The sequence below is a fragment of the Pseudovibrio sp. Ad37 genome (assembly GCF_001623075.1).
Lineage (GTDB): Bacteria > Pseudomonadota > Alphaproteobacteria > Rhizobiales > Stappiaceae > Pseudovibrio.
The window spans coordinates 38,502-51,232 of the sequence record NZ_LMCF01000004.1 but is presented as its reverse complement, the minus strand read 5'-3'; the positions used below and the strand labels follow the sequence as shown (position 1 = coordinate 51,232).

At 49.5% G+C, this 12,731-nt stretch carries 13 protein-coding genes and 2 tRNA genes; 9 read left to right on the top strand and 6 right to left on the bottom strand.

Translation table 11 applies throughout. The features are described 5' to 3' along the window. Nucleotides 1–84 precede the first annotated feature (84 nt). Entirely contained in the window at nucleotides 85–1,728 is a 1,644-nt protein-coding gene (locus PsAD37_RS00540) for an AMP-binding protein (RefSeq protein ID WP_063294493.1), read from the top strand. A 4-nt stretch (nucleotides 1,729–1,732) separates the two neighbouring features. Here the strand turns inward: PsAD37_RS00540 and PsAD37_RS00535 are convergent, their stop codons facing one another. Together PsAD37_RS00535 and PsAD37_RS00530 are read right to left on the bottom strand one after the other, a co-directional pair. After that, complete coding sequence (locus PsAD37_RS00535; RefSeq protein WP_063294492.1) at nucleotides 1,733–2,860, bottom strand: GNAT family N-acetyltransferase; 1,128 nt, start codon at nucleotides 2,858–2,860, stop codon at nucleotides 1,733–1,735. Further along, a complete protein-coding gene (locus PsAD37_RS00530; RefSeq protein WP_063294491.1) occupies nucleotides 2,847–4,268 on the bottom strand; it encodes a lipopolysaccharide biosynthesis protein in 1,422 nt (473 codons plus the stop codon). The genes PsAD37_RS00535 and PsAD37_RS00530 overlap by 14 nt, the downstream gene beginning before the upstream one ends. Before the next feature lie 224 nt (nucleotides 4,269–4,492). Here PsAD37_RS00530 and PsAD37_RS00525 point away from each other — a divergent pair, with 224 nt between their 5' ends. Together PsAD37_RS00525 and PsAD37_RS00520 are read left to right on the top strand one after the other, a co-directional pair. Next, nucleotides 4,493–4,720: a hypothetical protein gene (locus PsAD37_RS00525; protein WP_063294490.1), complete on the top strand. Its 228-nt coding sequence runs from the start codon at nucleotides 4,493–4,495 to the stop codon at nucleotides 4,718–4,720. After that, nucleotides 4,710–5,069 carry a TfoX/Sxy family protein gene (locus PsAD37_RS00520; protein ID WP_063294489.1) on the top strand — a complete coding sequence of 120 codons (360 nt, stop codon included), beginning with the start codon at nucleotides 4,710–4,712 and terminating at the stop codon, nucleotides 5,067–5,069. The genes PsAD37_RS00525 and PsAD37_RS00520 overlap by 11 nt, the downstream gene beginning before the upstream one ends. A gap of 77 nt (nucleotides 5,070–5,146) precedes the next feature. On the opposite strand, the gene PsAD37_RS00515 is transcribed toward PsAD37_RS00520, so the two are convergent. Both PsAD37_RS00515 and PsAD37_RS00510 read right to left on the bottom strand, forming a co-directional pair. Beyond that, nucleotides 5,147–5,575, bottom strand: coding sequence for a hypothetical protein (locus PsAD37_RS00515; RefSeq protein ID WP_063294488.1), 429 nt, complete (start codon nucleotides 5,573–5,575; stop codon nucleotides 5,147–5,149). Between the two features lie 573 nt (nucleotides 5,576–6,148). Further along, entirely contained in the window at nucleotides 6,149–6,628 is a 480-nt protein-coding gene (locus tag PsAD37_RS00510) for a YchJ family protein (protein ID WP_208991599.1), read from the bottom strand. Nucleotides 6,629–6,730: 102 nt separating this feature from the next. Here PsAD37_RS00510 and PsAD37_RS00505 point away from each other — a divergent pair, with 102 nt between their 5' ends. Next, nucleotides 6,731–7,843, top strand: coding sequence for an NAD(P)/FAD-dependent oxidoreductase (locus tag PsAD37_RS00505; RefSeq protein WP_063294522.1), 1,113 nt, complete (start codon nucleotides 6,731–6,733; stop codon nucleotides 7,841–7,843). A 75-nt stretch (nucleotides 7,844–7,918) separates the two neighbouring features. Here PsAD37_RS00505 and PsAD37_RS00500 read toward each other — a convergent pair. After that, a tRNA-Gly gene (locus tag PsAD37_RS00500) sits at nucleotides 7,919–7,993 on the bottom strand. Nucleotides 7,994–8,041: 48 nt separating this feature from the next. Continuing rightward, a tRNA-Gly gene (locus PsAD37_RS00495) sits at nucleotides 8,042–8,116 on the bottom strand. A gap of 775 nt (nucleotides 8,117–8,891) precedes the next feature. Between PsAD37_RS00495 and PsAD37_RS00490 the strand changes: the two genes are divergently transcribed. From PsAD37_RS00490 to PsAD37_RS00470, 5 genes are all read left to right on the top strand, one after another. Further along, nucleotides 8,892–9,956, top strand: a complete 1,065-nt coding sequence (locus PsAD37_RS00490; protein ID WP_063294486.1) for a cytochrome-c peroxidase — start codon at nucleotides 8,892–8,894, stop codon at nucleotides 9,954–9,956. A 141-nt stretch (nucleotides 9,957–10,097) separates the two neighbouring features. Then, nucleotides 10,098–10,625: a prolyl-tRNA synthetase associated domain-containing protein gene (locus tag PsAD37_RS00485; RefSeq protein ID WP_063294485.1), complete on the top strand. Its 528-nt coding sequence runs from the start codon at nucleotides 10,098–10,100 to the stop codon at nucleotides 10,623–10,625. 120 nt (nucleotides 10,626–10,745) lie between these two features. Further along, on the top strand, nucleotides 10,746–11,744 hold the full coding sequence (trxA, locus tag PsAD37_RS00480) for a thioredoxin (RefSeq protein WP_063294484.1): 999 nt from the start codon (nucleotides 10,746–10,748) through the stop codon (nucleotides 11,742–11,744). A 43-nt stretch (nucleotides 11,745–11,787) separates the two neighbouring features. Next, nucleotides 11,788–12,468, top strand: a complete 681-nt coding sequence (locus PsAD37_RS00475) for an LON peptidase substrate-binding domain-containing protein (RefSeq protein WP_063294483.1) — start codon at nucleotides 11,788–11,790, stop codon at nucleotides 12,466–12,468. 33 nt (nucleotides 12,469–12,501) lie between these two features. Beyond that, a complete protein-coding gene (locus PsAD37_RS00470) occupies nucleotides 12,502–12,693 on the top strand; it encodes a Trm112 family protein (protein ID WP_057463533.1) in 192 nt (63 codons plus the stop codon). Nucleotides 12,694–12,731 lie beyond the last annotated feature (38 nt).

Genomic DNA, 12,731 nt, shown 5'->3' with positions numbered 1-12,731 from the left:
GAGCGACCAAAGGCCAGTATCTCGTTGTGCGCTGCAGCGATAAACTCTCTTCACTAATGAATTTGGGTTTAGGGGATTTCTGGTGTGCTGCCACCACTGACTTCATACGAGGAATTGCGAGCTGAGTTTCGCTGGACTATTCCTGCGCGCTATAACATTGCGCATGATGCTTGTGATCGTTGGGCGGATGTTGAGCCTAAGCGCACGGCTTTGCTGCATGTGCTGTCTTCTGGTGGTGTTGAAGCGTGGAGCTATGGTCAGCTCAAAGGAAATTCCTGCCAGCTTGCAAACTCGCTGCAGTCTTTGGGTGTAGCCCCGCGCGACCGTGTGGCATTGTTGCTGCCGCAAGCGCCTGAAACTGCCATCTCTCATCTTGCGATTTATCGGCTCGGAGCTATCGCAGTTCCATTGGCTGCTTTGTTTGGTCCAGATGCGCTAAGATACCGGCTGGAGAACGCTGGTGCGAAAGTGGTGATTACCAATCAGGCAGGACTTGAGAAACTTTCTGCACTTCGTGAGCAGCTCCCGCTTCTTGAGCATGTCATTTGTGTCGACGGTGCTGGGGATAGAGCTGTTGGTTTCTGGAACTTGCTTGAACAAGGCTCTGACAGCTTTGAGAGCTATGCGACTAGCCCTGATGATCCAGCTTTGATGATTTACACCTCAGGCACAACAGGACAGCCTAAAGGCGCGCTGCTGGCGCACCGCGTGTTACTTGGGCATTTGCCGGGTATACAAATGGCACATGAGATGCTGCCGCAGGCTGGAGATGCATTTTGGACACCTGCTGACTGGGCTTGGGCGGGAGGTTTACTGAATGCATTGCTGCCTTCGCTGAAGTTCGGGGTGCCAGTGGTAACTGCCCGGATCGACAAGTTTGATCCGGAAGGTGCATTTGACTTGATGGCTCGACATGGCGTTCGTAACGCGTTCATTCCACCTACTGCACTCAAGATGATGCGAAGTGTTGACCATCGTAAGTATTCTGAAAAACTCCAGCTACGTTCTGTTTGCTCAGCGGGAGAAGCATTGGGACGTGAAGCATTTGCTTGGTGTCATGAAGCGCTCGGTGTTGCGCCAAACGAGATGTACGGTCAGACTGAGTGCAATCTCGTGCTGGGCTCTGGGGCGGGGATAGGAGTTTCACGTGCGGGCGCAATTGGTAAAGCTGTGCCGGGACATGATGTTGCCGTTATCCGACCAGATGGATCTGTTTGCGAACCAGAAGAGCAAGGCGAGATTGCAGTTCGGCGTGGTACGCCTGTTATGTTTCTGGGGTATTGGCGGAAACCTGAGGCCGATCAGAGCAAGTTCCTTGGTGGTTGGATGCTGACAGGTGACCAAGGTGTTGTTGACATGGATGGATATGTCAACTTCGTCGGTCGCAATGATGATGTCATTACTTCAGCTGGTTATCGCATTGGGCCGACTGAGATTGAGGATTGCTTGATCAAACATGAGGCGGTTGGACTGGCTGCTGTGGTCGGTAAGCCAGATCCGATACGGACGGAGATTGTGAAGGCTTATGTTGTTCTGAAAGATGGCTTCGAGCCAAGTGAAGGCTTGGTTGATGACATTCGCCAATATGTGCGGGTGGGGCTTTCTGCTCATGAATATCCGCGGGAGATTGAGTTTGTTTCTGAAATGCCTTTGACGACCAGCGGAAAGGTTATTCGCCGGATTTTACGAAATAGAGCGCAGGAAGAGGCTGAGCTGGTTGAAGGCTAGGCTACTATTTTCGACCAAGCAGTTTCTTAATTTTGCCCTTTAACGCCAATTTTGCACGAGCTCCTGCTTGCGCCTCCCACATTGCAAAGCGTGCAATTGGGCCTGTGCCAATAAAAAGCGTGGCATATGGGAACCTTGAGGTCCAGGCTTTGTTTGCCATCTGATTATCCGGTGTGGAGAGGGAGTCGGCACCTGAGAACGCGGGATCTTCGAGAAGTTTTTGAGTGCTGAAATAGATGAGAAGCTGACCGGGGGAGAATTTTGCGAGGTTCTCGTCGAAGGTTGTTTTCCAGCCAAATATGCGGCCCTGTTCACGGAGCAAGATGTTGGTCGCAATCAGCTTATCGTCGAGCCGCAAGTGGCCAATACGAATGTTATCTGCTTCGCCTGACTTTGATACCAGCTCACGCGTGAAAGAGGCATCAGACGCTCTGGAAAGGAGTGCCGTGCCTTGCTTGCCTTTCCAGCCAGCTGCCTCGAGTTTCAGAAAGTCTTCAAGGCCTGCCTGAATGTCCTCTGAGGTTTCCAGCATACTAAAGGAAAGCGATCCTTCTTTTTCCAGCCGGCGCTGGTTTTTAAAGGCACCTTTCCATGAGGACCGTTTTTTGAGGGCGTCAAAATCGGCGTGACCTTCACTGCCAGATAGTTGGAAGGCGCGATCTTCTCTAGAAGCAACTTGTTTCTCCCATCCGTGGGCTTTAAGCGTGCGCTCAAGGCATTCATAGGTGGGCCCATCGGTTCCATGGAAAGGGAGAATTAGCGTCTTAGTCCAGCTCAAGTTACAGGCGGTTTCGAGCAGTTTGTTGAGTGTTGCTGGCGTCGCTTCCTCAGAAAGCAGCAGAGTGCCGAGTGGCCCATAATCGCCTGCTAAAGTGCTCGGCAGCTTGAAGAGTAGGCCGCGTCTTACCCTTATGACCGGCAGTGCCGCGAGCGCTTTTGTGCCGGAAGGATCGAGTGCCAATAACAGCTTGATTGAGCCGTTTGCCTTGTGTGCGTTGAATGCACTGACGAAACTGCTGGAGAAGAACGGGTTGGGCTCCAGTGCCTGTTGAGACAGTTGTCGCCACAGGTGTTCCGCTGTTTTATCTTTGCCGGGTGTCAGCAGTTTTATCGTGGTGCTATCCTGCTTCATTGACTGGAGTTTCCCGTCTCTTCAATGGCAAAATGAATGTGTGCAACCCAAGGCGTTTGTAGGCAACGTGATAAAGAATGCATGCTTCAAAAAATATGACCAATGTGGTCGCCAGAGCGGCTCCATACAGGCCCAGTGTTGGAATAAGTGCTGTGTTGAGAATAAGGTTCACTACAAAGACACTGGCATAGATCTTGGCGCAGGTGTTCTGATGTCCTGATAGGGTCAGTAATGCGTCAACCGGGCCAACGGATGCGCGTGCCAATACACCAACGACAAGGATGTAGAGGATTGGTGTGCCTTGAGCAAAGTCCTCTCCAAACAAGGAGAGCAGGAATGGTCCAATTGCCATAACAAAACCGGCCATGAGCAGTGTTGGCCAGAAGGTCATTTTAGCAGCGCTGGCTACGAAATCCTTGAGGCCATCTCTGTCTCCAGAATGGTAGAGGCGGGCCATGCGCGGTGCGCTTGCGGCGCGTACCGCGTAATAAACAAAATGCATCAGTGCGAGGGTGCGTGATGCTGCGAAATAAATTCCGACTTGGTCTGGCGGGAGCCAAAGGCCGATTAAGATGACATCAGAGCTGGTGATGAGCTGGAAGAAGCCATCAACTGCCAGCATGGGAACCGATACAAGCAGCCATGACTTTATTTGCAGTTTACGTGGAGCAGCGTGGCGGACTTTGTTCAGCGAGACTTCCATCATAATTGTCTGAAAGAAGGTGATCGTCCAGACGGCTGCTATGGTGACGATGCAAGCTGTGACGGCTGTTGGCGGATAGCCCAGCATCAGTGCAATCAACATGAATGCGAGCACTAGAAGGGGGCGGCCTATAAAATCTGGCAGCATTGCCTTGAGCTGCCAGTCTTGCGCACGGGCAATGCCTTCCAGCATGCCCGTGTAGGTGTGCATGGGCAGGCAGATTGCGATGAGATAAAGCGGCAGGATGTATGCATTGCCAATGAAATCAGAGAAAGTCCAGGCAATGGCTACGCCAATTACTGCAATGGTTGTTGAGCTAAGCAATACAAGGAAACGGGCACTGAAGAGCAAGCCATTGAGGAGCTCGTATTGCTTCTTCTCCAGATACTCTGGAATGAAACGCAGAAGCGAAACAGAAAACCCAAGCCCTGAGAAAACGCTCAGTATGATGACGACCGTCCAGACAACAATGAAGATGCCGTATTCCGAAGCGCCCATCCAGCGGGCTAAAAAGACCTGCATGATGTAGGCGAGTGCCGCGCTTCCGATGCGTACTGCAAAAACAATTAGCGCAGAGCGCTGCGCTCCTCCAGCTTCGCCTTTGCTGAAGAGAATGTCGAATAGTTTTTCCAAAATCGGCAGCAGTTTTGCATGGGTGCTGTAGGGCAAAAGCACTGCTGACCATTTGAGGAGGAGTTCTTGCACGCGGTACGCCTTAATTATTTCTGGTCAATTATTACTAGTATGAAAATTAATATTTTCGGAATGCTGTTCTGTGGTGTTGTCGTGTTGATTTGTCCCTGTGTTAAAACAGAGGCTTAGCTGGATCTTGAAGTTTTTGAGATTCTTGTTTTAATACTCTCGCAGTTTTTGATGCTTGACTCCTGTGCGATTTGACGGAATCAATATAAGAACATATAGAGAACAAAATGAAATTTACCGAGAGTGATATGAACGCGAAAACATCGCAAATTGCAGAGCTGCGCCGCCGCCTCGCGGTGTTAGAGGGACGCCTCCCTTCTGCCGTGCAGCTTGCGCCGGTCCCTGCATCCGCCCAAACTGAGCAGGGACCGGCTCCTCTTGGTGAGGTGCTGACTGTATTAGTCTGTAAAATGGCTAAGACAATCACGCTGGAAGGGTGCTCTAGTGGCTTATGATGAGGAACTTGGTGATTGGCTTCGTGAGGAGTTGGAAGGCATTATGGGGATTTCGGAGAAGCGGATGATGGGTGGGCTGTGCTTTTTTCTGGATGGGAACATGCTGGCCGGGGCGCACCGTATTAAGAGTGAAGAGGCTCGCTTTATGTTTCGTGTTGGAAAAGACAATGAAGCGGAAGCGCTCGGCCGAGAGGGGGCTGAGATTGTTGAGCTTGGTGGTCGCCGAATGGGAGGATTGGTGTTTGTGGCTGCTGAGGTGTGTGATCAGGCGGCGCTTAGAGAATGGATTTCGCTCAGTATGAGTTTTGTCGCTGGACTGCCAGCCAAACAGTTGAAAGGAAAAGGCTGACGCAGGTTGATCATAATCTGATCGCCTTCAATGTCAGCGCCTTCATATGAGCGTCACAGCTTTGTCGGTTGCTGATCTTATAGACGCGGGTCTTCGCAAATTTGGGCGTCGCCCTTTAGTACTTTTTTGATTTCGTTGAAGGCTCGTTTCATGGTCGTGCCCTTGACCCAGCCAACGACCAACAACCGTAACCCGGGGTTCTTAGGGTGTTTCCCAGCGATGACTTTAACAGCCCAGTATCGCCGTCCTCCAAAGCCTGGTTCAACGAGTTTGTAGGCGCGGAACTGCAAGTACTGGATTTCTGAAAGATCTTTCTTAGAGAAATTTTGTAATATTGTTGTGCAATCTTGGTTGGGTTTGCTAATTAATACTAAAGATCCATCATTTAGGTGGAGCTCCTTAGTAGATTCATAAATTTCACACCCAGATCCTACAGTATTAGGTGTGTTCTGTATTATTGATCGCCACTTCATAAACTCCGCTCTGTTAGCGTGAACTACGTTCATTTAGTTACTTCCTAGCCGATACTCATATTTGTGTGACATACACATATGTGTAGATACTTTGAAATGGTTTTTTTCTAATTTTAATAAATTTGGATGTAACGAAGTTTGTCTGAATCTTGTCGGTATTCGACTAAACCGTTACGCAAAGGGCCTTTTCCCTGCGGAATGCGGCTATTAATGAAGCAACCTAAAGGTGTGGGAAACTCGTGCTGGTGTACTGGGAACGTCGCGGAAATATAGGGAAACGACGTTTTCATTTATTGGCATCTTATGCTACCAACTGTTGTAAAATATCTTGGCAAGCCTCAGTTTTGGTTCGGTCATTGGTATGATGAGCTGAGGGAAGGCTTGTGCGCCGTCTGAAGATGAGCAGTCCGAGACCGCTGTTTTTAGGCGTTGGCAGAGCAATTTGCAGACTTGGGTGGGTATTGAAGTTGGCTTGCAGGGCTGAGCTTACGCCCTTGCTTGCATCGGGGAGATGGTCGCTGCCGATGGAGGCGCAGAGAAGTTGACGGTAGCTCTTATCGCGAGCCCGTTTTTATGATCGGCCTTTTCTGGATCAGGCTGTAAGGTTCAGAGGCGGGCGCCTTCTTCCATTGGTTCAACGTAATACCAATGGCCTTTACGTTTTTTGAATAGGCTCAGTTCTCTCTGTTCTCCGACTTGGCCATGGGCAAGGTATTTGGCGCAGAAGAGGACGCTGCCTTTTGCATTGCCTAGCTGCCCCTTATCAGTGTCCAGAATCTCGAGCCCTATCCATTGAGTTTGAGCAGCATATTCTGCGACCTCAATTGAGTTGAAAGTTTTTTGGTAGCGGGGCCACAATGTGTCTTTCAGGTAATCAATGCTTTTTGTGGCATAAGCGCTGTAACGTGAGCGCATGAGCTGCTCTGCAGTTTCAGGCAGGGCCTTGCCTTCCAGAAAAGGCTGGCAACAGATTTCAAAGTCTTTTCCTGACTTGCAAGGGCAAGGTGTTGTCATCGAATACCATCCTATAGAGCTTGGAAGGCAGCTAAACGACAATTTTGAAGCCAGGTCAAGAAGGGCAAACAAGCTCCTCCAAGAGTGATTAAAGTTCGCCTTACTGGTTCAACGCTCCAACAGCGTCTTTTGCATAAGCTTGCAACAACAAGCCCTGTGTACGGTAGGATGGCAATGCAAAGAGGACGCATTCTGATTGTTGGGGCAGGGCCCAGTGGGCTGACTGCCGCAATTGAGCTGAAGCGGCGCGGCTTTACGCCTCGTATCATTGATAAGAACTCGCGCCCTCACGCTCAATCTCGCGCACTTGCCATTAATCCCCGAACCCTCCAAATCCTGCAGCCATCTGGAGTGACAGACAAACTGTTGCATAAGGGATGGCGGATGAACCATGTCCACTTTCGTGGGCCAAGCGATGAGCTTTTGGAAGTTGATCTCTCAGATTTAGATGGGCCATTTAATTTTATGCTGGCCCTGCCGCAATATGAGACTGAAACTGTTCTTGAACGACATCTGACAGAGCTGGGAGTACCGGTTGAGCGGGAGTGTGAACTGGTCAAGCTGGAGCAGGAGGATGAGGTCGTCACTGCAGTTATACAAACTAGTAGCGGTGATGAGGAGGTGTTTCACCCACCCATGGTGATTAGTGCAGATGGCGCGCATTCAATTGTTCGCTCACAAATAGGGCTCACCTTTTCCGGTAGTTCGTATCCGCAAGATTGGGGGTTGGCCGATGTGGAGTTGGAGCCGACCCTGACGATGGATGGGCCGACGATGTTTGACAGGTCACCAAATATCTTCGGTGTCATTCCATTTTCTGCGACACGGGCGCGCATTGTTGCCGATCACTCTGATCCACTTGAGACTATGCCGCCGATTTTGAAAGTTATCAAAGTCAATTGGAAGTCTTCTTTCCGGATCTCTCACCGACTGGCCAATCTCTATCAGAAAGGGCGGGTCTTTCTGGTGGGAGATGCTGCGCATGTGCACTCTCCCTTTGGAGGTAGAGGGATGAACTTAGGGATTGAGGATGCTGCGTGGCTGGCGTGGCAAGTTTCTACCGGGCATACGCATCAATATATGTTGGATCGACGACCTGTTGCCGCGGAGGTTTTGAAAACAGTTGATACCGGCACACGGTTTTTGGCGTCAAACAACACAGCGATCCGTCTGTTCAGGCAAAAGTTTCTACCGGTGTTGGGACGCACAGATTATTTCCAGGCCCGGTTCATGAATATCATGTCTGCTGAAAACACACCATTTCCTCCTTGGCTTGAAGAGGAATAATTTGCTTAAGGCTTTGAAAGGGATGGAGAAGTGCAGATAACAAAAAACCGCCTTGCGGCGGTTGTTTTGTTTTTTTGGAGCGGGCGAGGCGATTCGAACGCCCGACCCTAACCTTGGCAAGGTTATGCTCTACCCCTGAGCTACGCCCGCATATCCAAAAAATTCCAACTTCGCGAAAACTCAGTTTCTTAGAGAAACTGGAGCGGGCGATGAGATTCGAACTCACGACCCTAACCTTGGCAAGGTTATGCTCTACCCCTGAGCTACGCCCGCATCTGTTTCGCTAGAGCCGTTTGTTGCGGCCCCGTCGGTGAGGTGGGAGCTATATGACAAAAGCTCGGGGTGAATGCAACAAGGAATTTGAAATTCATTGTGGGGTTTCCCAAAGCTTGTGGGTGTGGAGGTTGTGAGGTATCTCATAAAAAATGTTATATAACAATAAGATAGATTGTTTTATGGAGTTGTTCGATCGTTGTGGAAATAATTGCACTCGAGTAAAATAACCTATGTGATTTTGTCCGAGGCAGTGGATGGGATGCATGAAAAAGAAACAGGTTCCCTCATATATCTCAATAAGATCAGGATTTTTTTAAATCACATTCAGAATGGACATTAGCGAGGATGGCTAAGAACAACATTCAGACGTCGTCAGGATCACAATTTGTAATTGGGGGCAGTATGTCGCAGTCGTGCATTAGTATATTCTAAGAGAACGTTTTGAGGGAGAAGTACATGCCCTTGAGAAACATAAGTTGCACACGGCCAAAGCCCTCAATTTTTTGTCTATATTAGAGTTATTCTAAGTGTAGGGAAGGCTGCTTCGTGTATGTCCCCTAATTATAATTTGCAACTTTTATAGTATTAATAAGTATTGTTAGAATTCATATTTCAAGTATTTTTTGTATATCTAAATATATTCGATGGTATCTACGCGTTATAACCTGACGAAAATTTTGATATTACCATAGTAAATGTCAAGCGGTTGCATCAATGTGCTTTTGTTTGTAGTGGTTCTAAACTCCATTATCTCGTGATGATGGAGGATTTCATGCGAGCAATAATTAAGACATTGATTGGCGCATCTGTTTTCAGCATGGCTGTTCAGGGAGGAGCTTTTGCTCAATCTGAGTTGCTGGAAGAGGCGCGTTCTTACTTCAAGCCGATCCCGCACGCTGTACCTAGTGTTAAAAACAACACGATTACCCGCGAAAAAATTGATCTTGGGCGTCAGCTCTTCTTTGATCCGCGATTGTCGCTTTCGGGATTGCTGTCGTGCAACAGCTGCCACAATCTCGGCATGGGTGGGGATGATAATCTGGAAACATCCATCGGCCATGGATGGCAAAAGGGGCCTCGTAACGCACCCACCGTGTTGAATGCTGTGTTCAACCTTGCCCAGTTTTGGGATGGTCGTGCAGAAGATTTGAAAGAGCAAGCCAAAGGCCCGGTGCAAGCTGGTGTTGAAATGGCCAGCACGCCAGAGCGGGTTGAAGCTGTTCTGAACAGTATGCCGGGATACACCGAGCAGTTTTCAAGAGCATTCCCGGGTGAGGAATTGCCGGCGAACTTCGACAATATGGCGAAGGCAATTGAAGCGTATGAGGCTACTTTGATTACGCCTGCTTCCAAGTTTGATCTGTTCCTTGAGGGCAATGAAAACGCTCTCAATGCGCAGGAAAAGCAGGGACTGCAGGTATTTATGGACACCGGGTGTGCCGCTTGTCATGGCGGTGTGAACATTGGTGGTGAGGGGTACTATCCATTCGGCGTGGTTGAAAAGCCGGGTGCAGATATTCTTCCAGTCAACGACAAAGGCCGGTTTGCTGTTACTCAAACTGCCGAGGAGGAATACGTTTTCCGTGCTTCACCGCTGCGCAATATCGATCTGACTGCTCCTTACTTCCATTCTGGCAAGGTTTGGGATTTGAAGCAGGCGGTTTCTATTATGGCCAGTTCTCAGCTTGGCGCTGAGCTGAGTGAAGAAGATATTGATGCAATTACTGTTTTCCTGAAGACCCTTACAGGAGAGCAGCCAAGCGTGGAGTATCCAATTCTGCCAGTTCGGACCAACACAACACCACTCCCTGATCCGTCAGCCATGACGGCTCACTAAGCAAACTATTCGCCCTCGGTTTGCTAGAGGCAGGCGGCTCTTATGGATCGCTTGCCTTTTTCTATAGGTGGCTTAAAACGGTGCAGTATTTATGTGGCAAACACTTGGTTTGCCTCAGAGACTTGGGAGAGGTCGTTCTACATGCCAGCAAGCCGTTCGCAACTGATATCTTTTTTGGAAGACTTGAACATACCGGTTTCTACAATTGATCATGAACCGGTTTTTACGGTTGCTGAATCGGCTGATCTGCACGACCGCATTCCAGGCGGGCACACTAAGAATCTCTTCCTTAAAGACAAAAAGGGAAATCTCTTTTTGGTCGTGGCCCTTCATGATACTACGATAGATCTGAAGAAGATTTCGAGCATCATTGGTGCATCTGGTCGTGTTTCTTTCGGCAAAGCTGATCTGCTTGAAGAGGTGCTGGGTGTTACTCCAGGGTCCGTCACGCCGTTCTCTCTGATCAATGATCGGGAAGCACAATGCGTGTCAGTGGTGTTTGATGCAGATATGATGGAGCAGGAGGTTTTGAACTTCCATCCGTTGCTAAATAATGCTTCAACGGCGATTTCAGCGGAAGGTCTGATGGTGTTTGCCAAGGCATGTGGGCATGATGTCAATGTGCTTGCGGTTTCTGCGGAGGCGCAGAAAGTCACTGAAGATCTATAAAAACTGGGTGATCGCCAATTGTAATTGGTCTCATCTAAGACCATTTTAGGCAGCAGTTAGAGATTTTGATATGAGGAGCGCTGATATGAGCAGCTCCCGGTTCAGTAAAGGGTCAAAATAATGAGTGGATCCGGTTATTCCGTAGGTGGCAGCTTTGGTGGCTCCCTTGGCGGTGGATATGGAGGGGGTTACCAGACCAACACACAGGCTGGTGCGGCATCTCCATCCGCAGCTCCAGCAGTTAATGCTGCTGACTTGATTGTTGATACGACCACTCAGACCTTTGTGCAGGACGTTATTGAGGGCTCCCGTAATCAGGTGGTTCTTGTTGACTTCTGGGCGCCGTGGTGTGGTCCTTGTAAGCAGCTTACACCGACGCTTGAGAAAGTCGTCAAGGAAGCGAATGGTGCTCTCAAGCTGGTGAAGATGAACATCGAAGATTATCCGGAAGTTGCCGGTCAGATGGGTGTTCAGTCGATCCCTGCAGTGTTTGCGTTTAAAGGTGGCCAGCCTGTTGACGGGTTTATGGGTGCGCAGACCGAAGGTGAAATTAAAAAGTTTCTCGATCGTATTGGCGTAAACATTGGTCCAAGTGATCTGGAAGTGATGCTTGAGAAGGCTGATGAGCTTCGTGATGCTGAAGGGTATCCAGAAGCTGCGCAGCTTTACGGTAGCGCGCTTTCTATCGACGCTGGCAACGTGCAGGCGTTGTGTGGGCTTGCTATGTGCTATCTGGCGCTTGGTGAGAAAGACCATGCAAAACAGATGCTCGATATGATTCCGGAAGATGAGCAGAACTCCCAGCATTTTGCAGCAGCGAAGGCTGCGCTTGAACTCGCCGAGCAATCTGAAGGGCTTGATGACCTTGCAGAGTTGCGTGAGCGTGTAGAAGCCAATGCTGATGATCATCAGGCTCGTTTTGATCTTGCGCTCGCTTTGGGCGGTAAAGGGGACAAGACTGGTGCTGTTGATGAGCTGATTGAGATTATTCGCCGTGACCGTGAGTGGAATGAAGATGGCGCGCGCAAGCAGTTGCTGCAATTTTTTGAAGCATGGGGCTTTAAAGATGCGGGTTCTGCTTATGGTCGCCGTAAACTCTCCTCAATTTTATTCTCGTAATCTTGGCCTAATGATAAGAGCGGAGAGCACTTAAGTGGCCTCGATGACTGTTGGAAATGCGACCTACGCAGGTCTGGATGATCTGCCGCAGGTTGTGCCGTTGTTTGTTTTGCCGGGAGCTATCTTGCTCCCGCGCTCCCACATGCCTCTCAATGTATTTGAGCCGCGCTATACGTCGATGATCGACAGTGCTTTGCGTACTGATCGCATGATTGGGGTAATTCAGCCGCAGTTTGAAACTAGTGATGAAGAGTTGGCCGGTAGGCCAAAACTTTGCACTGTTGGCTGTATGGGGCGCATTACAGGGTTTCAGGAAAGTGGTGATGGACGCTATCTGATTACATTGTCTGGCGTTTCTCGCTTTGTGTTTCGTGGTGAGCTGGAAGAGCGTGCCCCATTCCGTCGTGGTCATGTTGATGCGACCCGCTTTGCTGGTGATTTGACGACCGGTATCGGAGAAGATGATGTCGATCGAGATCTGCTGCTTTCAACGCTCAAAGAATACTTGAGTGTGAATGACCTTGAAGCGGACTGGGATAGCGTCAATTCTGCCTCGACCGAGGTATTGGTCAATGCATTGTGTATGATGAGTCCTTATGGACCAAAAGAGAAGCAGGCTCTGTTGGAAACAGAGAATCTGAAAGTGCGCGCGGATACGCTCATTGCGCTGGCTGAAGTTGAGTTGGCACGTGGCAATGGTGGTACTGGCAGCACGCTTCAGTGATGCAGGTAACGACAAAAGATGAATGAGGGCTCTATGAGCGAATTTGAAGCGCCACAGCTGGACCGTCGGCTTTTGGAGCTGTTGGTTTGTCCTGTGACGAAGACAACGCTTGAGTACAATCCTGAGAACCAGGAGCTGGTCTCCCGCGCTGCGAAGCTGGCCTATCCAATTCGGAATGGAATTCCGATTATGTTGGAAGAAGAAGCGCGCAAGCTTGAAGACTAAAACGTATCCCTGAGAGCTGAATTTGGTTTTCTGATCAG